The sequence below is a fragment of the Paracoccus nototheniae genome, from assembly GCF_004335005.1.
Classification (GTDB): domain Bacteria; phylum Pseudomonadota; class Alphaproteobacteria; order Rhodobacterales; family Rhodobacteraceae; genus Paracoccus; species Paracoccus nototheniae.
In genome coordinates this window covers 121,715-137,791 of record NZ_RQRT01000003.1, presented here as the reverse complement: position 1 = coordinate 137,791, position 16,077 = coordinate 121,715, and the positions used below count along the sequence as shown (strand labels likewise).

The following is a 16,077-nucleotide window of genomic DNA, read 5'->3' as shown; positions in this document are numbered from 1 at the left end:
ATCCGGCATTTGCTAATGACCGGACCGCTGCGGGTATGGCGAAATTGGCAGACGCACCAGATTTAGGTTCTGGCGCCGCAAGGCGTGGGGGTTCAAGTCCCTCTACCCGCACCATCCTCCGATGATTTCATTACAGAATTGTCCGGCGCGGCGTTCTGGTCCCCCAGCTGGTCCCCCAGGCTGCCTGTGATGAAATTGCTGAGCTCGGCGACGTTCACGAAGCTGGCGGCGCCGCGCTTGTGGATTCGGACGTGCCCGGCCGCCGCCCACCGATAGAGCGTGGCGCGGTGGATGCCATAGTGAGACTGGACCTGCGCGGGGCGGATGAAGATGGGGGTTTGCGCGTTCATTCGGGGGTGTCCTTTGCGGCTTTTGCCAAGACGTCATCACCTGCATTCATCCGCCGCCAATCTTCGTCGGTGAATGCTGCCCAGAACTCGTAGTCAGCCAGCAACAGGACCGGATCGCTGTCGTCGCCCGCTTCCCCCCAATAATCGCATCCGGGGTTGTGCACGACAAAGCCGGGCGGCACTCGCCCGACCCAGTCCATGCGCTTGCCCCTGAAACGCCGCGCGAAACTGCGCGGGTAGAGGCTGCTCATGCTCAATGAAGGGTCGTGATCCTGGCTGATCTCGTAGAAATCGATGGGGCGGCAGCCGTGCCGCTCGATCAGCAGGTCACGGGCGCGCCGGCTGCGCCTGATCCAGTCGCCCTTACCCTTAATCGGGGCTTCCGTCAGGCGACGGATGAACCGCGGGATAGGGCGAGGCATCACACCATCCCCAGGGCGGCTTTGTACATGTCGAGGATCGATTCTTCCTCGGCGATATCGTCCTTGTCGCGGCGGCGCAGGGCGATGATCTGCTTCATGACTTTGGTGTCGTATCCGCGCGCCTTGGCCTCGGCCATCACCTCTTTCTGGCGCTCGGCGATGTCCTTCTTTTCCGCCTCCAGTTGCTCGAATTGCTCGATGAACTGGCGCAGCTCGTCGGCTGCAACCCCATAGGCTTGATCGTCGCTCATTGCGTCATCCTTCTCGGTTCGTCGCAGCGGCGACGGAAACTGTCATTGGGCACTGGAAGACAGGGCCAGCATCTGGGGGGGGGGAGCCGTCAAAGAGGCCCGGCTCGACAGACACCAGGTCATCCTTCAGCGCCTCATAGATCCGCTTCGGAACGGACCGGCCCGAGCGCAGCAGGGTGTAATAGATCCCGCGCTTGCTTTCTGGCTCGGCGATCTGGGTAATCATGATGCGGTCACCGGCGACTAGCGCCTCGCGCACGTCTTCAATCTTGATGGCCATGGCCGTGCTTCCCTTCGTCATGATGCGATCACCCCCGGCCTGCGAAGACGAGCAGCGTCGGCAGGAAATAAAGGCCCGAGCAGACCGCTAGCCATGTGAAGGCGCGCAGGCTCAGGCAGGCGGGATCGAGGTGCCCCTTGGGGTCCAGCGGGTGGAGGGGCTTGCGTTTGGCCATCACGCGCCACCGCCTGCGGCTTGAGCGGCGCCGGTCGCGGCGGCAGGCCCGCCCCACTGATCGGCGCAGGCCTCGGCCACGCCCCGGAAAGTCCGGCTGCGGATCTTCCAGCGGTCCGGCCCCGGCGGCGCGCGGTGGATCGCGCTCCATGCCTTCCACTCGTCGCTGCCGCGCACAGGCTCGGGCAGCCGGTCGGTGGCGGTGAGCTGCGGCAGGCCGCGCAAATAGAAGCCCGTCGCCTTATAGGCGGGCTCGCCAAACCAGAACGGCTGCACGACATGAGGCGCGGGCAGGTCCGCCGGCATCCGGTCGCGGGCAAGGTCGTTCATCTCGGGGTTCTCGATCGCCACTCGCTCGATCGGCGCGCGCCAGCATGCCGTGAACAGATCGACGCCCTGTTCGAACTCGGCGCGCATGTCGGCCCAGCTGCGACCTTTCGGCAGCTGCTTGGGCTCGGTCCATTTGCCCGGCCCCGACATCCAGCGACGGCCCGACCGGCAAAGGCGGGTGCAGGGCGGATGCATGACGGACATCAGGTCCCAGCCATCATCAAGGATATCGCGGACGTCGCCCCGGATATGGCGGTTGCTGCCATCCTCGGCAGGCAGGAGGTCGCAGGACCAGACGTCGTGACCGCGCGCAGCAAAGGCACGGCGCATGACGCCGGACGTCTCGCAGGCGATCAGGATGCGGAGGGCCGTCATGACCTGCGCCCCTTGCCTAAGGGCCGCAGCTCGCGGGTGACGATCACCTCGAGCCGCTGGGCAATGGCGTCACGGTCGGCAGCCGTCCAGCGCGTGCGGCGGAAGCAACCCTCGAGGATCTTCACCGCATCGGCATCGAGCCGGGCGCGCTGCACCTCCGCCTCGGTCATGTAATGGGCATCGCTGGTCTGGATGCTGGGCGGCAGATAGCCCGAGCTGCGCTTCTCGATCATCTGGCGGCTCATAGGCTTAGCCCGCCCATCGAGCGCGCCCAGCCCTTGATGCGCATGTCGATGTTTTCCTTCTGGGCCTTCTGCAGTTTGCGCTCGGCATCCTTGGCGCGGCGCGAAGCCTTGATGTAAGCCGCCGCCAGTTCCCGGGCCGTGAAGCGCTCGGTCAGGTCCTGGACCTTCTTTTTCTCGTCGTGCGTCATGCTGCACCTGCCAAGACCCGGCGGTCATGATCGGCCTGAGTGCGGCCTTGCTTCGCGAGGTCGTATTGCTTGATGCCCCAGACGATGGCGAAGAGGTTCCAACGGAAGGACCAAGACCACTCGAGGCAATTGGGATAGAAGTCATCGAAGGAATGGCCTTCGCTGGATTCGAAGTTGTGGATCAGATGCATGGCATCGTTCTGGCTGCTGGGTTCGCACAGCACCTCGGCCTCGACCTCTTGGACGATCTTATCCGCGGACCCGAGGGTGACCTCCCACTTTGATATCTCTTCCCTGACCGCCTCCTCAAAGCGCGCGTCAGAGAACTCCTGCGATCCTCGCTTGCACTCGGCCTGCATTTTCTCGTGCCAGTAGGACGGATTGATTGCATTCGTCATGTGCGGGTCGCGGAAGAACTCGAACATGTCTCGGGCGCGCTCGAAGCTGTAGGAGCCGCAATCGCCCGCGATCAACAGACCGCCGGGATAAGTCACCAGCCGGTAATGGCAGTTGCTGCTGCCCGGCTTGCCGAAGAAGATCGACCGATGAACGCCGTCGTCCATCTCGATCGTCATGCGGTGCTCGCGGATATACCGCTGGAAATCGGCGAAGGTCTTCATGCTGCAAACTCCAGCGGATCGAAGCCGCGCCCGCCGTCGAGGGCCGCGAGTTCCTGATCGAGCCGCACCGACGCTGGGACGCCCTCATTCTTGCCGGTGGCGGCGCCGCGCAGGCGGGCTGACCAGCCCTTTTCCCGGGCCACCCCGGCGACGTGCCGGGCGGTCACAGACCATTCGCGCGCGCTGGGGTAATGCTCGCACAGCGCCAGGGCGACTTCGCCAGAGGTGCGGTCCCAGCCCCGGATGCTGCATTCGTGGTGAATGAGGGCCGCGACGGCCATGCGGCGCGGGGTCATGTGCTCGGCCCTTTCAGCGCATCGAGGGCGGCAGCGGCGACATAGCTGACGCTGTTCGGCGAGCCGTTCTTGTCTTCGCGCTCGGCTGCCTCGAGGATGGCGACGGCGCGGGCAACGCGGGCGTCATGCGCCGCGCGCTCTGCCCATGCGAGGGTGTCGCGCGGCGCGGGCTGATCCAGCAGCAAGGCATCGGCGGCAAAGGCCAGTTCCTTGATCCTGCCGCTGCGCGGGTCATCCGCCTGCTTGGCGGCGCTGACGGCATTCCATGCGGCATTCGCCAGCGGCTTGAGGACGGACAGCATATCGTTCACAGCCAGCCCCCCACGATATTCGAGACGCAGGCGACCGAGCCGTCGATGCCGTCGCAGGCCGCCGGCCAGAAGATGAACAGCAGCTCGCGCGCCACAAGCCCGAGGCTGAAGAGGATAACCCCCGCCCAGATGCCAATGACGATCCCGGTGTCGCGCGCCTGACGGACCGCACGATTATATGCGTCGAAGGTGACCAGCTTTGCGCGGTGGGTCAGCGGGTCGACGTCGTACCATTCGTCGGTCGAGACCGGCACATCGATCGGGTGCTTCGGGAAGGTCGGGATCTGCATGATCAACCTCGCTCAGGGGTGAAAGGAAGGTGCCCGCGCCAACGGGTCGAATGGATGGCGCGGGCTAGTCGGGGCGGCAGGACAGCACGCCCGGGCAACCGGCGGGGGAGGATCCGCCGGAACTCAAAGCCGGACGCAGGTGACACTGCGCAGGGCATTCCATTCCGCCGCCATTTCGCGATCGCGGGGGTTGGCCGATGCCGCAAGGCGCCGTGCCGCCGCATCGCAGTCCTGCGCGGGGTGATGGATGAAATCGGCCAGCATGGCGCGATCCGCTGCGTTGCGGTCCGGCGCGGTCATGGCTGGGGCTCGTGGAAGATCGCGGCGCACTCGGGGAAGGACAGGCCCTGGCACTGGACGGGCCAGCGCGCGAGCTGCTCGGCCTCGATCCTGTCCAGCCGCACATCGCGGACCAGAAAAACAAGGGTGACGATCAGCATGCAGACCATCCCCAGCCCGCACCACAAGACTTCGCCCCGCGATGGCGTGACGTCGTATGGATCATCAAGACCGTGCGCCCTGTATCTCACCGGCGGGCCTCCTGATGCAGCGCCATGCACTCGGCTGCGACCAGATCGGCGCAAGCCGCGGGGCGAGCATTGGCGCGGGCGATTCCGGAGAAAAGAGCGATCCAGAAGAGCAGCCCGAACGCCACCCCGATCAGCAGAACAGTGATCGGGTTCAGTGGGCGGACTTGCGACGGCATATCGCTGGCCGCCCGCCTGCGCATGTTGGCTTCATATTCCTCGTGGCGGATTGTCATGCTGGCCTCCATCTGGCCAGGCATCGGACCCGGCTAGGAGGACATTAGTTCAGATAAAATGGACGGTCAACATCTTAGTTCAGAAAAGATGGACAGCACCTCTTATCGGGTGTTGGCGGCCAAGGTCCGCGACCGACCGACAATAGAAAAGCCCGCCGGTGGGCGGGCCTTTCATCCATAAACGGCTTCGCCGAGGCGCTTCGGTCAGATCACCTTGTCGCCCTCAGGCCTGACGGCTGGCCAACGTCCGGCTTTACCCCTGCGGCCTCGCCCCTCTCCGATAGAAGGGCTCTGACGGCATCGGCAGTTTCTCTGGTCGAGACTGCGGTATCGAGCGCCGCGGAGCCCATCTGCGCACCGGCAACGACAACGAAACCGTTCAGCAATAGCCCAGACCCGAGCGCTAACGGCATCAGCCCTGCGCTGGTCGTGGACTGACCTAGCAAGATCAATACGCCACCGACTATCGCAATGATCCCGGCAACTGACGCGATCGTCAGAAGTAAGCGCGCCGACCTGTACTGCGGGCGGCGCGGGCCACGACCATCACTCGCAGGCATAGAAGAACTCGTATTGCGGGTGCAGGATCTTCGATCCGTCGGTGACCTTGCAGCCTTGGCGACGCGCGTCGAGGAAAGCTTGAGATGCCAGCCGGTATTCGCCCTGGGGGCCAAGCGGGCTTCCGGAGATGCCGAGAGTGCCGCCTTGGATAGCGCCAGCAGCAGCGGCATTTCCGAGCGTCGGGGTGATCATCAGGCGGTTCTCGTCCGGCTTATCAAAGATCCGGTATGTGGTGCCTCCTGAGGCGAATTGCTGCACGTCGACACCCGAGTAATGCTCCATCGCATAGTTGATTCCACCGCACCCTGCGAGCGCAGCCACCATGGCCAATGTAATAAGTTTCAAAATCGTTTCCTCCGCGTCAGTTTCTCTTTCGGGAGCAAGGCCCCGTTGATCACGATATCATGAGGTGAACCTAACGGTAGACATATCGGCGAACAGCCGCCTATGTTCACTAAGTGTTCTTCCGGAGGGGGTGTGGATGGGTCGGCTTATGTTCTTGGTTGCGAGATTGGGAGTTCGTCTCGGGCTCGACCTCAGCCTTCTTTTTGATCCCATTCACTGGTTGCGACTTCGAGCGCAGCAAAAATCTGCTGCTGCACGTCGCCGGGCAGCTGAGCGAAATCGCCGTTCATGAGAAAGTTGAAGTCGATTCTGTGGGCGCGGTACAGATACTTCATCACCTCGCGATTGGGATATGTGGCCCCTGACATGGCATTGCTGAGAACAGTTTTTGACACGCCCGATGCTCTGGCTAGGTCCTGTTGCTGAGCAAGGCCACTGGCGAGAAAGGCTGCGCGCAAACGAATGGCAGTGGCCGCGAGGCCCATGTCATTCACCCGCGCCAGCTGAGTCTTACGATCTAGGTTCATGTGGCGATTATCTGCATTGTCCAGAATAATTGAACGCCCCACGATCTGAACCTTTACGGTTCAGATTATCTGGACTATGGTCCTCCCTATGGATCAGCACACCCCACCCACAGTATCGGCCATCTGCGAAGTCGTCGGGCGCCAGGCTATCGCTTCGGCGGTCGGCGTCGGCCTGACCGCTGTCAGCAATGCCGCGAGCGAAAACCGTTTCCCGGCAAGGTGGTTCTATGCGGTCCGCGCTCTTTGCGCGGAGTCCGGGATCCAGTGCCCGGAGCGCCTCTTCAGCTTTGCAGGCATCGATAACTCCAGCGCGGGCGCTGCCTAACACAGGCCGCGCCCTTTTCTGTTTGTCCATTCCCGGCCCGCACCGGGCGCAGGTGAAACTGATGCCACACCAAACACTCCACTTTTTACACCATCAGCCACACCCAGGCTCTGATCGCACGGGTTCGGCGGCCGGAAAAGGAAACGCGGTTTCCGGAGGAAAATCAGATGTCTGAAAAAGCGATGATCCAAGCCTTCATGGCCAGCCTGATCGACAAGGTCGGGGGCTTCGACGCTGCCGCCGCCGTCATCGGCGCGCGCCTCGGCCACGATATTTCGAAGGGAAGCATCTCGAAGCGTCAGTCCGGACAGCTGGGCTGGCCGCTGCTCGAGATCATGGCACTCGAGGATGCCGCAGGCGACCGGTGCGTTCGGCGCTGGCTGCGACGCTGCGATCCCGAGGCGGAAGCGAACGACGAGCTGATGTCGCTGCTTGCCATCGCCAGCAAGGAAAGCGGCGAGGCCTTCACCGCCCTTCTGAAATTCGCCGCTGGCACGGGATCGCTGGCCGAGGCCCGCAAGGAAGTCGAAGACGCAATCTCCGTCAAGCGGCGCATTGCCGGTCTGCTTGCGTCCGGAGATCAGGAATGACCCCCGAGAAAGAGCGCCGCCGCGATCGGCTGGAGCTTGGCGCCGTCCGGCTGCGCGCCGCAAAGGTCCCGTTCGACAAGATCGCGAGCCAGCTGGGCATCAGCCGCAGCCGGGTCAACCAGATCACCAGCACCGTCAAGAACGCGGACATCGCCGAAAGCGGCGAGCCGCGCGAGCGGGTCATTCAGTCGTATTGGGGAGAGTGACGCATGGAGCACTTCCGGCGCATTGACGTCTCGGGCCTGCCGCCTGCCGAGATGACCGTCCAGCCGCCCCCTCGCCTGCTGTGGGTCGAGATATCCAGCCTTGTCATCGACGATCGGTACCAACGGCCTCTTGGTCCTGCCAACTGGTCCGCGATCAAGCGCATGGCTGCCGAATTCCGCTGGTCGCGGTTCTCACCCGTTGTCGTCGCCGAGGCCGATGGCGGGCGCTATGCTCTGATCGACGGTCAGCACCGCGCCCACGCTGCCGCCCTATGCGGCCTCGATCGCATCCCGGCGATGGTGACTATCGTTCCCGAGCGCGAGCAGGCCGCCGCCTTCATCGACATCAACACCCGCCAGATCGCCGTCCGGTCGCAGAACGTCTATCGGGCTGCGCTCGAGGCTGGCGAGGAATGGGCGCTTCGATGCCGCCGCGCGGTCGAGGCTGCGGGCTGCCGGATGATGACGTCGAACGCCTCGAGCTGCAATCGCAAGCCCGGGCAGGTCTTCACGATCGACCTGATCCGAACGCTGACGATCGGCAGCGGCGCGCAGCATGTCACCCACGCGCTGGCCGCCTTGCTGGAGTTCGACCCAAAGTCAGCCGCCAACTTTTCCGCCGACATGCTGAGGCCCTTCTTGGCTGCCGCCGTCGCGACCAAGGCCGCGCCTGACGAGCTGTCCGCCGTGCTGCGCGCTCGGCGCCCGTGGATCGTCATCGAGGACGCGGACCGCCGCGCGAAGGTCGATCGCCAACCCCGCGCAGCGGCGCGACGCGAGGCGTTCGTCGACCTGATGAAAGCCGCCCGGAGGGCCGTGTCATGAGCGACGAATGGGGCCCGTGGATCGAGCATGACGGCGAAAGCGTCCCTAATCTGGGCCGCGCCTACCTAGACGCTTGGGTGTGGTGCATTTGGGAACGGGCTGAAAGGCGCGCGCCGGAAATTCCTCCGGAAAGAGTGCAGTTTTGGTCTGACGACATTGATGACGATTGCTGGATAATTGGCCCTAACGACTGCTCGCTGATTGTCCGCTACCGTATCCGCCGACCCCGCGCCCTGCTGCAGCTGATCGAGATGGTCGAGAGCCTGCCTGACCGCCAGCCGGTCCGGGAGGATGCATGAGGGTCACCGATCACTTCCGCCTGCGCTGCAGCGAGCGCCTGGGCGCCCTCGTGGACCCTGATGCCCTCGCGGGCCTGATCGTCACCGCCCTGCAGGAAGGCGCCGACGACGTCGTGCGCTTCGCCTGCAAGACGGCGCAGGGCCGCCGGGTCTATCGCTGCAAGGTCGAGGGCAAGGGCGACGTCTACGTTCTGCTCGAGCGCGGCAACATCGCCCTCGTGACCGTTTTCGTGCCCGGCCAGATCGTGAACCGGCCCGGCAAGCGCAAATGCAAGATCCTGCGCGGGGTGATCCAGTGACCACCCCGCGCGAGCCCTATGCCACCACCGAAGCCCTCAAGGCCCGCGTCCGCGCCTGCACCACGACATCACACGTCGATGCAGCAGCGCGCGCCATGGCCGCCGAGGCCAAGGCCCATGAAGCCAGCGACCCCGGCGGCATCGCCCAGCTGCGGAACCTGATCACCTATCAGCGCACGGCCATCACCCGCGGGTGGCTGCGCCAAGAACAAGACGAGGCACCGCAATGAGCCATGAAGGCACCGGCTGGGCCATCCGCCAGCGCGGATTGAAGCCCACCACAAGGATCGTGCTGTGGCATCTGGCCGATCGGCACAACCCGGATTTCGGATGCTTCCCGAGTCAGGAACGTCTCGCCGACGACGCTGAAATCTCGCGCTCGACCCTCAACGAACACCTCGGTATCCTCGAAGAGCGCGGCCTGATCCGGCGTGAAGCGCGCCAAAATGACCGCACCAAGCGCCAGATGTCGACACGCTACATCTTGGCCTTCGAGCCGGACTTCACGCAAGATGATGCAAAGCCGTGTCCGGAAATCGGACACGGAACGGAAAAGGAACATCAGGCCGAACCGTGTCCGGAAATCGGACATGGAGCCGTGTCCGGAAAAACCCCCGAGCCGTGTCCGGAAAATGGCGAAAGCCGTGTCCGGATTCCGGACACTAACCTTGTAAGAGAACCTTTAAGAGAACCCCTAAGGCGCGCAGAGGCGCGCGAGGGTGTGTGCTCGGATCGATTTGATGATTTCTGGGCGGCATACCCAAACCCGATCGAGGAAACCGCAGCCCGCCGGGCATGGGCTAAGCTGCCGGAAGGCGCTGACCTCGATCTGATCATCAGCCGGGCTGCCGCCTATGCCGACGACGACCGGGTGAAGCGCGGCTTCGCCAAGGCCCCGGCCAACTGGCTGCGTGACCGGTGCTGGGAAGGGCAAGCCCCATCCCCCGCCGCCACCGGTGCGCCTGCCGACCTGGACGCGCTGGCCGGGCTGTGGGCGCCCAAGATCATCGAGGGCCGGTTCGTGCCGCCCTCAGCCATCAGCGTGCCCTTGGCCCGGCACATGCGCACCAAGGGGCTGGTGACCGAGCAGCAGCTCCGCCGCGTGGGGGTATCGTTCTGATGACCGCAGCCCCAGCGCCCCTCGAGGCGACCTTCGCCAACATCACCGTCCGCCTGCTGGATCACGAGCACGTCCAGGTGACCCGCAGGGGCTCGCCCGGTCGCGGTCCGAGCCGGATCGCCAGTTACTGGATGCTCGACCAGATCGAGGCCGCCGCCCTGAACGCCGAGGCGCGCCGTGATCCGGAGGCCAAGGCCGAAGCCAGCGCCCTGCGCTGGGCTATCGCGAGGATCACCGAATGAAGGCCGTTTCCGCAAAGCCCCTGTTTCGCGCCATCAGCGGTCAGGCGAACCGCGCTCAGATCACGACAGTGCCGCTGCTGTCGGATGCGCCCCTTTCGCCGCGCCCCCAGCGCGAGGCCGTGCGTCGTGCCGAAGATTTCTATCCGACAGCGCAGCCCGAGGCGATCCGCGCGCTGTTCGCTGCCGACGGCGCCCGCATCCGCCAGTCCGAGACGGTCTGGGAGCCTGCATGCGGCGATGGCGCCCTCGTCCGCGAGATCCGGGCAATGGGGATGCCATGCCGTGCGTCTGATCTGATCGACCGTGGGTGTCCGGATAGCTGGACTGCTGATTTCTACAGCTGCGAGACGAGCAAAGGTGGCGCGATCATCACCAACCCGCCGTTCAGCGAGATCAACGCTCGGGACGGGCACGGGCGATGGTTGCGCCACACGCTCGCAATGCCGGGCTGGGACTATCTCGCGTTGCTGCTGTCTTGGGATTGGCCAGCGGCCCGGGCAAACGGCCTCGGGGCCCTTCTAGATGAAAGCCCTTTCAGCTGGTCTTACCTGATGCGGTGGAAGCTTGATTTTACCGGAGAGGGAAGCCCTCCCCAGCGCAACGCCTGGTTCGTTTGGGATCGTCGCGATCCCCGCGGAAACGGCAAAGGCGATCCGGGCTTTCGCTGGCTGGACCGCATCGACGGACGTCAAGGGATGCTCCTATGATCATCGGGCGCATCACCCTGCCGTGGACGAAGACCTCGCGTCTGTCGATGAACGCCCGGACGCATTGGCGCACCCGGCACCGGCTGGTCAAATACCAGAAGTTTGTCGCCGACACGCTGGGCCGCGAGGCTGGCTGGCACAAGCTGCAGCTGCCCGAAGAGGGCGACATCCGCGTGGTGCTGACCTGCTGCCCGCCCGCTGGGGTCCAGTATCCGGACGATGACAACCTGATCACGGCCCAGAAGGGCGCGCTGGACGCTCTGGCTGCCGTGCTGCGGGTCAATGACCGGCGGTTCAAGGTCCAGGAGCCCGTGAGGGGCGATCGCTGCAAGGACGGCGCTGTGATCGTCGAGATGACGATTGCGGCCGAGACGAACGAGAACAAGGGACAGGACCAATGACGAATCTAGACGCAACGATCTGCCGCAGGCTTTGGGCATCGGTTGCGCTGCAGGCGCTGTCCTATCATCGCCGCAAGATACAGGCCGCTGCACGCGGTCAGGGCATCCTCTATTTCGGCAGCGACAAGGTCTATATCGGGACGCTGGAGCACGAGATCGCCTCTGCCACGGCCTATCTGGACAGCGATGACTTCGGCATTGTCTGCGAGCGCGCAGGGGCCGACCCGAAGCTTGCCGAGGCGATCGACTATCTGGTGAACGCCCGCGAGCGGATCAGCATGAAATCCGTCATGGAGGCCGCCGCATGATGCACCGCCCTGTGCCGCGAAAGATGCCTGTCCGCGAGATGCCGATTCAGCGCGCTCTCGAGTGGGCCTTCCGCGACGAGTGCGCGCGGCTGCAATTCGACGAGATGGGCGAGACATCGGGCGCCGCCCGCATGAACGTCGACAGCGTATGGCTGATGATGCAGCGCGGGCATGTCGGCTGTCAGGTGGACGGCGGCGGTTCCAGCGATCCTGCATGGGATGCCGAGATCATCGCCTCTGCCGTTGCCACCATCCCGGCAGAGCATGGAGGGCGCGAGATGGCCGTTCTGGTGGCCGAGCTGGCGCGGGCCGGCGGCGCGCCGGATTACATGAAGGACGCCTCGCTCGGCTATCACCCCGGCGACGTGACGCAGAACCGGTACGGCTGGACGGCGAAGACAGAGGACTCGGCGCGCCTCGGGTCGCGCGGCTGGCCAGCGTCCGAGCGCAAGGGCCGCAAGGGCCGGATCATGAAAGAGCCGGTCCTGTATTGCCCCGTCTACGTCTTCCCGACCGCCATGCAGATTTCGCGGGCCCGTCGCCAGTATCTGGCCTGGTATGGCGCCCTGCTGTGGCTGCGCGCCGAGCTCGTCGGCCTGGGCATCCTTTCCCGCGTGGTGCTGACCGGCGCCATGCCCCCCTTGCATCCTTGGAGAACAGAATGACCGCCCCCATCACGCCCCCGCCTGCCAGCCGCGCCGACGCCGATCTGCGGGTGGCTATGCTGCGCTGGTGCGATGACCGTCAGGCTGATGTCCTGGGCTGCATCGACCTAAACGCTGCCGAGGAAGCCGCCGCAATGCTGTGGCTCGGCAATTTCCGCGCCGCCCTGTCCACCCCCGCGCCATCCCAAGGAGGGGCATGATGTCTGACGTTCAAAAGATGATCGCCGAGATCGCCGCGCAGTTCATGCTCGCAAAGATACAGGCTGGCAGCCCAATCGACGACTCCGCCTATTCCAGGCGCTGTGTCGCGCGGGCTAAGGAAATCGTCAATGGAGCGATGGGCATATGACCATGACAAAGGCAAAGCCGCTCTGTCAGAAATGCCACGGCGCGGGCGTTATCAGCCGCCCTTACATGACCGGCATGAAGGGCGGCGACCTGAGCACGATAACAGTTTGCGGCTGCGAGAAGCCTTCCGACATGATGGCAACTAAATGCAGTGCATCAGGCTCGGGCGGTTGACTAAATCTAGCCCCCTTGATATCTAGGGCGGGCAGAAATACGACCACAGACAAGCCCCGCCCGGTTCAGCCGCGCGGGGCTTTTGCATGGAGAGCCCAGCATGGACGTCGGAAAGATCACGTTCGAGGTCGACTCGTCCTATCTGGAGTCGCTCAAGGCAAACCTCGCAGCGTGCTGTGCCGAGGCTGAGCGATTGCTCGGGCTGATGGCCTCGCTGCAGGAAAGCGGTGCTATGGGCTTGGGGCCTGCGGGCCAGACCGAAGCCGTTGAAGATGATGGCAAGGTGACGTGGGAACTGTGGTCGAGCAACGGATCGTCCATCAAGCTCGATGAAGTCGTCATCAGCCGCGACGTCTATATGGAGCATTCGCCTGACAGCCCAGAGTGGCAGCGCGCGTCAGTAAGCGGGCCCACCCGCGTGTCGGCAGTGATCGACGGCACCCGTTAAGCTGATCCATAGGCATGCCACCATCACCGGGTAAGCACCGCCTGCCCCATCAGGCCCGGGTGTTCTCACCCAAGCACAAGCCGAAGATCCCAGAGGCGCGAGGCACGGCCCGCGAGCGCGGCTACAGCGCGCGGTGGGATCGGTTCAGCCTGACCCACCTGCAGAAGCACCCGCTCTGCGAATACTGCCTGGCTGATGGCCGGGTGACCGCCGCCGTTCTGGTCGACCACGACCTGCCCCATCGAGGTGACCCGGTTCTATTCTGGGACAACACGTTCACCAGCCTCTGCAAGATGCACCACGACGTCGATAAGCAGCGCGCCGAGGCCCGCCTCAGCGGCCCCGACCTGCTGGCGTGGGTCGCGCGGCGCAAGGCGGCAGCCTGACCCGCTGCGGCCCTGCCCTCGGCCCCTCGATGCCCCAGCCTGACCCCCTCCAGAGGCCGCCCGGCCCCGGGGGGAGGGTCGGAGTCTAGAAAGTCGGTTCAGCCGGACCGGCACGGGGAATTGAAGTTTTACTCGTGCAATTTGGAGAGGTTTTTCCGGGGGCGCAAAATGGCAGGACGCAAGCGCAAGCCGGACATCCTCAAGAAGCTGACGGGCACGGCGCAGCCGAGCCGCATGAACGCCGCCGCGCCTCCGCCGAATCAGGGTGAGGCAACGGCGCCGGACTGGCTGTCGGCCCGCGGCGCGGAACTGTTCGCGCAGATCAGCGGCACGTTGGTCGGCATGGGCATCGCCTCGCCTGACGATCAGCACACGCTGGCGCTGTTGTCGTCGCGGCTCGAGGAAGTCGAGATCCTGACCAGCGTGGTCGAGGACGCGGGCCGGACCTACAAGGCAGAGGGCGGGCTGTGGAAAGCGCGGCCTGAGGTCTCGATGCGGAACGAGGCCATGCGCCACGCGCAATCGCTGCTGGCCGAGTTTGGGTTGACGCCGGCGGCGCGATCGAAGGTCAGCGCGGGCAAGCCCGCCGAGGCCAACCCGTTCGGGGCGCTGGACAGCGCGGAATGAAGGCGAGCTATTCGGCGACGGCTGAGGCCTATGCTCAGGAGGTCGTGTCAGGCGCAATACCCGCCGGGAAGTACATCAAGCTGGCCTGCCAGCGTCACCTGGACGATCTGGCGTGGCAGTCTGACGCCGGATTTGCCTACCGATTCGACGGGAAAACGGGCGCCCGGGCCTGCAAGTTCATCGAATCCCTGCCTCACACCAAGGGCAAATGGGCCGCCAAGGGCGAGAGACTGAAGCTGGAGCCGTGGCAGGTCTTCCTGATCATGTGCGTCTTCGGCTGGATCAGGAAGAAAAGCGGCCTGCGGCGGTACCGCAAGGCCCTGCTGCTGGTCCCGAGGAAGAACGGCAAGTCCGCTCTGGCCGCCGGGATCGGGCTTTACATGCTCTGCGCGGACGGAGAGCACGGCGCGGAGGTCTATTCGGGCGCCACGACAGAGAAACAGGCGTGGGAAGTCTTCCGGCCGGCGAAGCTGATGGCGCAGAAGACGCCCGCCCTTCTGTCCTATTTCGGGCTCAGCGCGAACGCGAAGAACCTGCACATCCTCGGCAACGCCAGCCGCTTCGAGCCGGTGATCGGGACACCGGGCGACGGCGCATCGCCATCCTGCGCGATCGTCGACGAATACCACGAGCATCAGACCGATGCGCTGTACAGCACCATGGAAACCGGGATGGGCGCGCGCGAGCAGCCGCTCATGCTGGTCATCACCACCGCCGGCGACAACATTGCCGGGCCCTGCTACGCGATGCAACAGGAGGCGCAGGCCGCGCTTGAGGGCACGCGCAGCGACGACGACCTGTTCGCGCTGATCTACGGGATCGACGAGGGCGACGACTGGACCGACCCGGAGGTGGTGCGGAAGGCCAACCCGAATTTCGGGATCTCGGTCTTCGAGGAATTCCTGCTGGCGCAGCAGATGGCCGCCATGACCAGCCCGCGCAAGGCTGGCGCGTTCAAGACGAAGCACCTGAACGTATGGGTGCAGGCGAGGAACGCCTATTTCAACGTCCTGCGCTACCAGGACACCGGAGACGAGACGCTGACCCTCGACAGCTTCGAGGGGCAAGAGTGCATCATCGGCATCGACCTTGCTGAAAAGACGGACCTGACCGCCGTCGAGCTGCTGTTCCGGCATCGGGACGGCTATGCCCGGTTCGGCTTCTACTATCTGCCGGAAGAGACGGTCGACCGGCCAGAGAACGAGCACTTCCGCCGGTGGCGGGACCTCGGCCTTCTGATCCAAACCGACGGCGCCGTGACCGACGATCGCGAGATCCGCGACGACATTCTGGAGTTCTGCGCGCGCTTCAAGGTGCGCGAGGTGGCCTTCGACCCGCTGCACTCGCGCCAGATGGCGGTCGAGCTGATGGAACAGGGCGTTGCCTGCCTCGATTTTGCCAACCGCCCGACGCTCATGAACGAGCCGATGCGCAAGCTCGACGCGCTGGTGGCCAGCGGCAAGCTGTTCCATGGCGTGGCCAAGGGCGCCCAAGACCCGTTCGCCTGGATGCTGGGCAACGTCGTGAACAGGACGCGGACCGGCGACATCCACAGCCCCACGAAAGAGCGGGGCGAGAACAAGATCGACGGGCCGGTGGCCTGCATGATGGCACTCGGGCGCTGGCTCCTGGACGAGGTCACCGAAGAGGTGGTGTCGCCCTGGGATGACCCCGACTTTACACTGGTGGCTCAATGAGACTTTTCGGCAGAAAGCCTGACGCTGCCGAGGTGCGCGGCCCATCGGTCGAAAGCCCGGAGGTCCCCGTCAGCGCAGAGAA

36 protein-coding genes and 1 tRNA gene are annotated in these 16,077 nt (G+C 64.6%); 20 read left to right on the top strand and 17 right to left on the bottom strand.

From position 1 onward, the window contains the following. Positions 1-29: 29 nt before the first annotated feature. Positions 30-114, top strand: a tRNA-Leu gene (locus EG885_RS02760). Here EG885_RS02760 and EG885_RS02755 read toward each other — a convergent pair. The 17 genes from EG885_RS02755 to EG885_RS02690 all read right to left on the bottom strand — a co-directional run bounded on the left by EG885_RS02755 (position 93) and on the right by EG885_RS02690 (position 6,370). Continuing rightward, positions 93-350: a helix-turn-helix transcriptional regulator gene (locus tag EG885_RS02755; protein ID WP_131572947.1), complete on the bottom strand. Its 258-nt coding sequence runs from the start codon at positions 348-350 to the stop codon at positions 93-95. The genes EG885_RS02760 and EG885_RS02755 overlap by 22 nt on opposite strands. Next, on the bottom strand, positions 347-772 hold the full coding sequence (locus tag EG885_RS02750; protein ID WP_131572946.1) for a hypothetical protein: 426 nt from the start codon (positions 770-772) through the stop codon (positions 347-349). Before EG885_RS02750 ends, EG885_RS02755 begins: the two co-directional genes overlap by 4 nt. Continuing rightward, complete coding sequence (locus tag EG885_RS02745) at positions 772-1,023, bottom strand: DUF2312 domain-containing protein (protein ID WP_131572945.1); 252 nt, start codon at positions 1,021-1,023, stop codon at positions 772-774. Before EG885_RS02745 ends, EG885_RS02750 begins: the two co-directional genes overlap by 1 nt. Positions 1,024-1,027: 4 nt before the next feature. Next, positions 1,028-1,303 carry a hypothetical protein gene (locus tag EG885_RS02740; RefSeq protein WP_131572944.1) on the bottom strand — a complete coding sequence of 92 codons (276 nt, stop codon included), beginning with the start codon at positions 1,301-1,303 and terminating at the stop codon, positions 1,028-1,030. A 28-nt stretch (positions 1,304-1,331) separates the two neighbouring features. Further along, positions 1,332-1,478 (bottom strand): hypothetical protein, encoded by a 147-nt coding sequence (locus EG885_RS22625; protein ID WP_165571017.1) that lies wholly within the window; start codon positions 1,476-1,478, stop codon positions 1,332-1,334. After that, a complete protein-coding gene (locus tag EG885_RS02735) occupies positions 1,478-2,182 on the bottom strand; it encodes a hypothetical protein (protein ID WP_131572943.1) in 705 nt (234 codons plus the stop codon). The genes EG885_RS22625 and EG885_RS02735 overlap by 1 nt, the downstream gene beginning before the upstream one ends. Then, positions 2,179-2,427, bottom strand: coding sequence for a hypothetical protein (locus EG885_RS02730; RefSeq protein ID WP_131572942.1), 249 nt, complete (start codon positions 2,425-2,427; stop codon positions 2,179-2,181). Before EG885_RS02730 ends, EG885_RS02735 begins: the two co-directional genes overlap by 4 nt. Beyond that, positions 2,424-2,615: a hypothetical protein gene (locus EG885_RS02725; RefSeq protein ID WP_131572941.1), complete on the bottom strand. Its 192-nt coding sequence runs from the start codon at positions 2,613-2,615 to the stop codon at positions 2,424-2,426. The genes EG885_RS02730 and EG885_RS02725 overlap by 4 nt, the downstream gene beginning before the upstream one ends. Then, positions 2,612-3,235: a hypothetical protein gene (locus tag EG885_RS02720; protein WP_131572940.1), complete on the bottom strand. Its 624-nt coding sequence runs from the start codon at positions 3,233-3,235 to the stop codon at positions 2,612-2,614. The genes EG885_RS02725 and EG885_RS02720 overlap by 4 nt, the downstream gene beginning before the upstream one ends. Continuing rightward, on the bottom strand, positions 3,232-3,531 hold the full coding sequence (locus tag EG885_RS02715; protein ID WP_131572939.1) for a hypothetical protein: 300 nt from the start codon (positions 3,529-3,531) through the stop codon (positions 3,232-3,234). The genes EG885_RS02720 and EG885_RS02715 overlap by 4 nt, the downstream gene beginning before the upstream one ends. Beyond that, the gene (locus EG885_RS02710; RefSeq protein ID WP_131572938.1) at positions 3,528-3,842 is read right to left on the bottom strand and encodes a hypothetical protein; all 315 of its coding nucleotides are present in this window, start codon (positions 3,840-3,842) and stop codon (positions 3,528-3,530) included. Before EG885_RS02710 ends, EG885_RS02715 begins: the two co-directional genes overlap by 4 nt. Next, entirely contained in the window at positions 3,839-4,132 is a 294-nt protein-coding gene (locus EG885_RS02705) for a hypothetical protein (RefSeq protein WP_131572937.1), read from the bottom strand. The genes EG885_RS02710 and EG885_RS02705 overlap by 4 nt, the downstream gene beginning before the upstream one ends. Positions 4,133-4,255: 123 nt before the next feature. Then, on the bottom strand, positions 4,256-4,432 hold the full coding sequence (locus EG885_RS22620) for a hypothetical protein (RefSeq protein ID WP_165571016.1): 177 nt from the start codon (positions 4,430-4,432) through the stop codon (positions 4,256-4,258). Further along, a complete protein-coding gene (locus EG885_RS22615) occupies positions 4,429-4,572 on the bottom strand; it encodes a hypothetical protein (RefSeq protein WP_165571015.1) in 144 nt (47 codons plus the stop codon). Before EG885_RS22615 ends, EG885_RS22620 begins: the two co-directional genes overlap by 4 nt. An 86-nt stretch (positions 4,573-4,658) precedes the next feature. Beyond that, on the bottom strand, positions 4,659-4,895 hold the full coding sequence (locus tag EG885_RS02700) for a hypothetical protein (RefSeq protein ID WP_131572936.1): 237 nt from the start codon (positions 4,893-4,895) through the stop codon (positions 4,659-4,661). 546 nt (positions 4,896-5,441) lie between these two features. Beyond that, positions 5,442-5,801 (bottom strand): hypothetical protein, encoded by a 360-nt coding sequence (locus EG885_RS02695; protein WP_131572935.1) that lies wholly within the window; start codon positions 5,799-5,801, stop codon positions 5,442-5,444. Positions 5,802-5,992: 191 nt separating this feature from the next. Further along, positions 5,993-6,370, bottom strand: coding sequence for a helix-turn-helix domain-containing protein (locus EG885_RS02690; RefSeq protein WP_242679469.1), 378 nt, complete (start codon positions 6,368-6,370; stop codon positions 5,993-5,995). A gap of 46 nt (positions 6,371-6,416) precedes the next feature. Between EG885_RS02690 and EG885_RS02685 the strand changes: the two genes are divergently transcribed. The 19 genes from EG885_RS02685 to EG885_RS02600 all read left to right on the top strand — a co-directional run bounded on the left by EG885_RS02685 (position 6,417) and on the right by EG885_RS02600 (position 15,995). Beyond that, positions 6,417-6,653 (top strand): hypothetical protein, encoded by a 237-nt coding sequence (locus EG885_RS02685; protein WP_131572934.1) that lies wholly within the window; start codon positions 6,417-6,419, stop codon positions 6,651-6,653. 167 nt (positions 6,654-6,820) lie between these two features. Further along, positions 6,821-7,243: a hypothetical protein gene (locus tag EG885_RS02680; RefSeq protein ID WP_131572933.1), complete on the top strand. Its 423-nt coding sequence runs from the start codon at positions 6,821-6,823 to the stop codon at positions 7,241-7,243. Then, entirely contained in the window at positions 7,240-7,449 is a 210-nt protein-coding gene (locus tag EG885_RS02675) for a helix-turn-helix domain-containing protein (RefSeq protein ID WP_131572932.1), read from the top strand. The genes EG885_RS02680 and EG885_RS02675 overlap by 4 nt, the downstream gene beginning before the upstream one ends. Before the next feature lie 3 nt (positions 7,450-7,452). Then, complete coding sequence (locus EG885_RS02670; protein ID WP_131572931.1) at positions 7,453-8,274, top strand: ParB N-terminal domain-containing protein; 822 nt, start codon at positions 7,453-7,455, stop codon at positions 8,272-8,274. Then, complete coding sequence (locus tag EG885_RS02665; RefSeq protein ID WP_131572930.1) at positions 8,271-8,573, top strand: hypothetical protein; 303 nt, start codon at positions 8,271-8,273, stop codon at positions 8,571-8,573. Before EG885_RS02670 ends, EG885_RS02665 begins: the two co-directional genes overlap by 4 nt. Beyond that, positions 8,570-8,872, top strand: coding sequence for a hypothetical protein (locus EG885_RS02660; protein WP_131572929.1), 303 nt, complete (start codon positions 8,570-8,572; stop codon positions 8,870-8,872). Before EG885_RS02665 ends, EG885_RS02660 begins: the two co-directional genes overlap by 4 nt. Further along, on the top strand, positions 8,869-9,102 hold the full coding sequence (locus EG885_RS02655; protein WP_131572928.1) for a hypothetical protein: 234 nt from the start codon (positions 8,869-8,871) through the stop codon (positions 9,100-9,102). Before EG885_RS02660 ends, EG885_RS02655 begins: the two co-directional genes overlap by 4 nt. Continuing rightward, positions 9,099-9,992, top strand: a complete 894-nt coding sequence (locus tag EG885_RS02650; protein ID WP_131572927.1) for a helix-turn-helix domain-containing protein — start codon at positions 9,099-9,101, stop codon at positions 9,990-9,992. Before EG885_RS02655 ends, EG885_RS02650 begins: the two co-directional genes overlap by 4 nt. Beyond that, on the top strand, positions 9,992-10,234 hold the full coding sequence (locus EG885_RS02645) for a hypothetical protein (protein ID WP_131572926.1): 243 nt from the start codon (positions 9,992-9,994) through the stop codon (positions 10,232-10,234). Before EG885_RS02650 ends, EG885_RS02645 begins: the two co-directional genes overlap by 1 nt. Next, the gene (locus EG885_RS02640; protein ID WP_131572925.1) at positions 10,231-10,941 is read left to right on the top strand and encodes a hypothetical protein; all 711 of its coding nucleotides are present in this window, start codon (positions 10,231-10,233) and stop codon (positions 10,939-10,941) included. Before EG885_RS02645 ends, EG885_RS02640 begins: the two co-directional genes overlap by 4 nt. Beyond that, positions 10,938-11,342, top strand: coding sequence for a hypothetical protein (locus EG885_RS02635; protein ID WP_131572924.1), 405 nt, complete (start codon positions 10,938-10,940; stop codon positions 11,340-11,342). The genes EG885_RS02640 and EG885_RS02635 overlap by 4 nt, the downstream gene beginning before the upstream one ends. Then, entirely contained in the window at positions 11,339-11,650 is a 312-nt protein-coding gene (locus tag EG885_RS02630; RefSeq protein WP_131572923.1) for a hypothetical protein, read from the top strand. The genes EG885_RS02635 and EG885_RS02630 overlap by 4 nt, the downstream gene beginning before the upstream one ends. Next, positions 11,647-12,315, top strand: coding sequence for a hypothetical protein (locus EG885_RS02625; RefSeq protein ID WP_131572922.1), 669 nt, complete (start codon positions 11,647-11,649; stop codon positions 12,313-12,315). Before EG885_RS02630 ends, EG885_RS02625 begins: the two co-directional genes overlap by 4 nt. Beyond that, a complete protein-coding gene (locus EG885_RS02620) occupies positions 12,312-12,515 on the top strand; it encodes a hypothetical protein (protein WP_131572921.1) in 204 nt (67 codons plus the stop codon). Before EG885_RS02625 ends, EG885_RS02620 begins: the two co-directional genes overlap by 4 nt. Next, positions 12,512-12,664 carry a hypothetical protein gene (locus tag EG885_RS22610; RefSeq protein WP_165571014.1) on the top strand — a complete coding sequence of 51 codons (153 nt, stop codon included), beginning with the start codon at positions 12,512-12,514 and terminating at the stop codon, positions 12,662-12,664. The genes EG885_RS02620 and EG885_RS22610 overlap by 4 nt, the downstream gene beginning before the upstream one ends. Positions 12,665-12,937: 273 nt before the next feature. Continuing rightward, complete coding sequence (locus EG885_RS02615) at positions 12,938-13,285, top strand: hypothetical protein (RefSeq protein WP_131572920.1); 348 nt, start codon at positions 12,938-12,940, stop codon at positions 13,283-13,285. Between the two features lie 14 nt (positions 13,286-13,299). Next, the gene (locus EG885_RS02610) at positions 13,300-13,671 is read left to right on the top strand and encodes an HNH endonuclease (protein ID WP_131572919.1); all 372 of its coding nucleotides are present in this window, start codon (positions 13,300-13,302) and stop codon (positions 13,669-13,671) included. 168 nt (positions 13,672-13,839) lie between these two features. After that, positions 13,840-14,298 (top strand): phage terminase small subunit P27 family, encoded by a 459-nt coding sequence (locus tag EG885_RS02605; protein WP_131572918.1) that lies wholly within the window; start codon positions 13,840-13,842, stop codon positions 14,296-14,298. After that, on the top strand, positions 14,295-15,995 hold the full coding sequence (locus tag EG885_RS02600; RefSeq protein ID WP_131572917.1) for a terminase large subunit: 1,701 nt from the start codon (positions 14,295-14,297) through the stop codon (positions 15,993-15,995). The genes EG885_RS02605 and EG885_RS02600 overlap by 4 nt, the downstream gene beginning before the upstream one ends. Positions 15,996-16,077 lie beyond the last annotated feature (82 nt).

What these genes read in the sequence shown, in the direction of transcription:
- EG885_RS02755 (WP_131572947.1), bottom strand. Translation starts at nt 350, where the DNA reads ATGAACGCGCAAACCCCCATCTTCATCCGCCCCGCGCAGGTCCAGTCT.
- EG885_RS02750 (WP_131572946.1), bottom strand. Translation starts at nt 772, where the DNA reads ATGCCTCGCCCTATCCCGCGGTTCATCCGTCGCCTGACGGAAGCCCCG.
- EG885_RS02745 (WP_131572945.1), bottom strand. Translation starts at nt 1,023, where the DNA reads ATGAGCGACGATCAAGCCTATGGGGTTGCAGCCGACGAGCTGCGCCAG.
- EG885_RS02740 (WP_131572944.1), bottom strand. Translation starts at nt 1,303, where the DNA reads ATGGCCATCAAGATTGAAGACGTGCGCGAGGCGCTAGTCGCCGGTGAC.
- EG885_RS22625 (WP_165571017.1), bottom strand. Translation starts at nt 1,478, where the DNA reads ATGGCCAAACGCAAGCCCCTCCACCCGCTGGACCCCAAGGGGCACCTC.
- EG885_RS02735 (WP_131572943.1), bottom strand. Translation starts at nt 2,182, where the DNA reads ATGACGGCCCTCCGCATCCTGATCGCCTGCGAGACGTCCGGCGTCATG.
- EG885_RS02730 (WP_131572942.1), bottom strand. Translation starts at nt 2,427, where the DNA reads ATGAGCCGCCAGATGATCGAGAAGCGCAGCTCGGGCTATCTGCCGCCC.
- EG885_RS02725 (WP_131572941.1), bottom strand. Translation starts at nt 2,615, where the DNA reads ATGACGCACGACGAGAAAAAGAAGGTCCAGGACCTGACCGAGCGCTTC.
- EG885_RS02720 (WP_131572940.1), bottom strand. Translation starts at nt 3,235, where the DNA reads ATGAAGACCTTCGCCGATTTCCAGCGGTATATCCGCGAGCACCGCATG.
- EG885_RS02715 (WP_131572939.1), bottom strand. Translation starts at nt 3,531, where the DNA reads ATGACCCCGCGCCGCATGGCCGTCGCGGCCCTCATTCACCACGAATGC.
- EG885_RS02705 (WP_131572937.1), bottom strand. Translation starts at nt 4,132, where the DNA reads ATGCAGATCCCGACCTTCCCGAAGCACCCGATCGATGTGCCGGTCTCG.
- EG885_RS22620 (WP_165571016.1), bottom strand. Translation starts at nt 4,432, where the DNA reads ATGACCGCGCCGGACCGCAACGCAGCGGATCGCGCCATGCTGGCCGAT.
- EG885_RS22615 (WP_165571015.1), bottom strand. Translation starts at nt 4,572, where the DNA reads ATGCTGATCGTCACCCTTGTTTTTCTGGTCCGCGATGTGCGGCTGGAC.
- EG885_RS02700 (WP_131572936.1), bottom strand. Translation starts at nt 4,895, where the DNA reads ATGACAATCCGCCACGAGGAATATGAAGCCAACATGCGCAGGCGGGCG.
- EG885_RS02685 (WP_131572934.1), top strand. Translation starts at nt 6,417, where the DNA reads ATGGATCAGCACACCCCACCCACAGTATCGGCCATCTGCGAAGTCGTC.
- EG885_RS02680 (WP_131572933.1), top strand. Translation starts at nt 6,821, where the DNA reads ATGTCTGAAAAAGCGATGATCCAAGCCTTCATGGCCAGCCTGATCGAC.
- EG885_RS02675 (WP_131572932.1), top strand. Translation starts at nt 7,240, where the DNA reads ATGACCCCCGAGAAAGAGCGCCGCCGCGATCGGCTGGAGCTTGGCGCC.
- EG885_RS02670 (WP_131572931.1), top strand. Translation starts at nt 7,453, where the DNA reads ATGGAGCACTTCCGGCGCATTGACGTCTCGGGCCTGCCGCCTGCCGAG.
- EG885_RS02665 (WP_131572930.1), top strand. Translation starts at nt 8,271, where the DNA reads ATGAGCGACGAATGGGGCCCGTGGATCGAGCATGACGGCGAAAGCGTC.
- EG885_RS02660 (WP_131572929.1), top strand. Translation starts at nt 8,570, where the DNA reads ATGAGGGTCACCGATCACTTCCGCCTGCGCTGCAGCGAGCGCCTGGGC.
- EG885_RS02650 (WP_131572927.1), top strand. Translation starts at nt 9,099, where the DNA reads ATGAGCCATGAAGGCACCGGCTGGGCCATCCGCCAGCGCGGATTGAAG.
- EG885_RS02645 (WP_131572926.1), top strand. Translation starts at nt 9,992, where the DNA reads ATGACCGCAGCCCCAGCGCCCCTCGAGGCGACCTTCGCCAACATCACC.
- EG885_RS02640 (WP_131572925.1), top strand. Translation starts at nt 10,231, where the DNA reads ATGAAGGCCGTTTCCGCAAAGCCCCTGTTTCGCGCCATCAGCGGTCAG.
- EG885_RS02635 (WP_131572924.1), top strand. Translation starts at nt 10,938, where the DNA reads ATGATCATCGGGCGCATCACCCTGCCGTGGACGAAGACCTCGCGTCTG.
- EG885_RS02630 (WP_131572923.1), top strand. Translation starts at nt 11,339, where the DNA reads ATGACGAATCTAGACGCAACGATCTGCCGCAGGCTTTGGGCATCGGTT.
- EG885_RS02625 (WP_131572922.1), top strand. Translation starts at nt 11,647, where the DNA reads ATGATGCACCGCCCTGTGCCGCGAAAGATGCCTGTCCGCGAGATGCCG.
- EG885_RS02620 (WP_131572921.1), top strand. Translation starts at nt 12,312, where the DNA reads ATGACCGCCCCCATCACGCCCCCGCCTGCCAGCCGCGCCGACGCCGAT.
- EG885_RS22610 (WP_165571014.1), top strand. Translation starts at nt 12,512, where the DNA reads ATGATGTCTGACGTTCAAAAGATGATCGCCGAGATCGCCGCGCAGTTC.
- EG885_RS02615 (WP_131572920.1), top strand. Translation starts at nt 12,938, where the DNA reads ATGGACGTCGGAAAGATCACGTTCGAGGTCGACTCGTCCTATCTGGAG.
- EG885_RS02610 (WP_131572919.1), top strand. Translation starts at nt 13,300, where the DNA reads ATGCCACCATCACCGGGTAAGCACCGCCTGCCCCATCAGGCCCGGGTG.
- EG885_RS02605 (WP_131572918.1), top strand. Translation starts at nt 13,840, where the DNA reads ATGGCAGGACGCAAGCGCAAGCCGGACATCCTCAAGAAGCTGACGGGC.
- EG885_RS02600 (WP_131572917.1), top strand. Translation starts at nt 14,295, where the DNA reads ATGAAGGCGAGCTATTCGGCGACGGCTGAGGCCTATGCTCAGGAGGTC.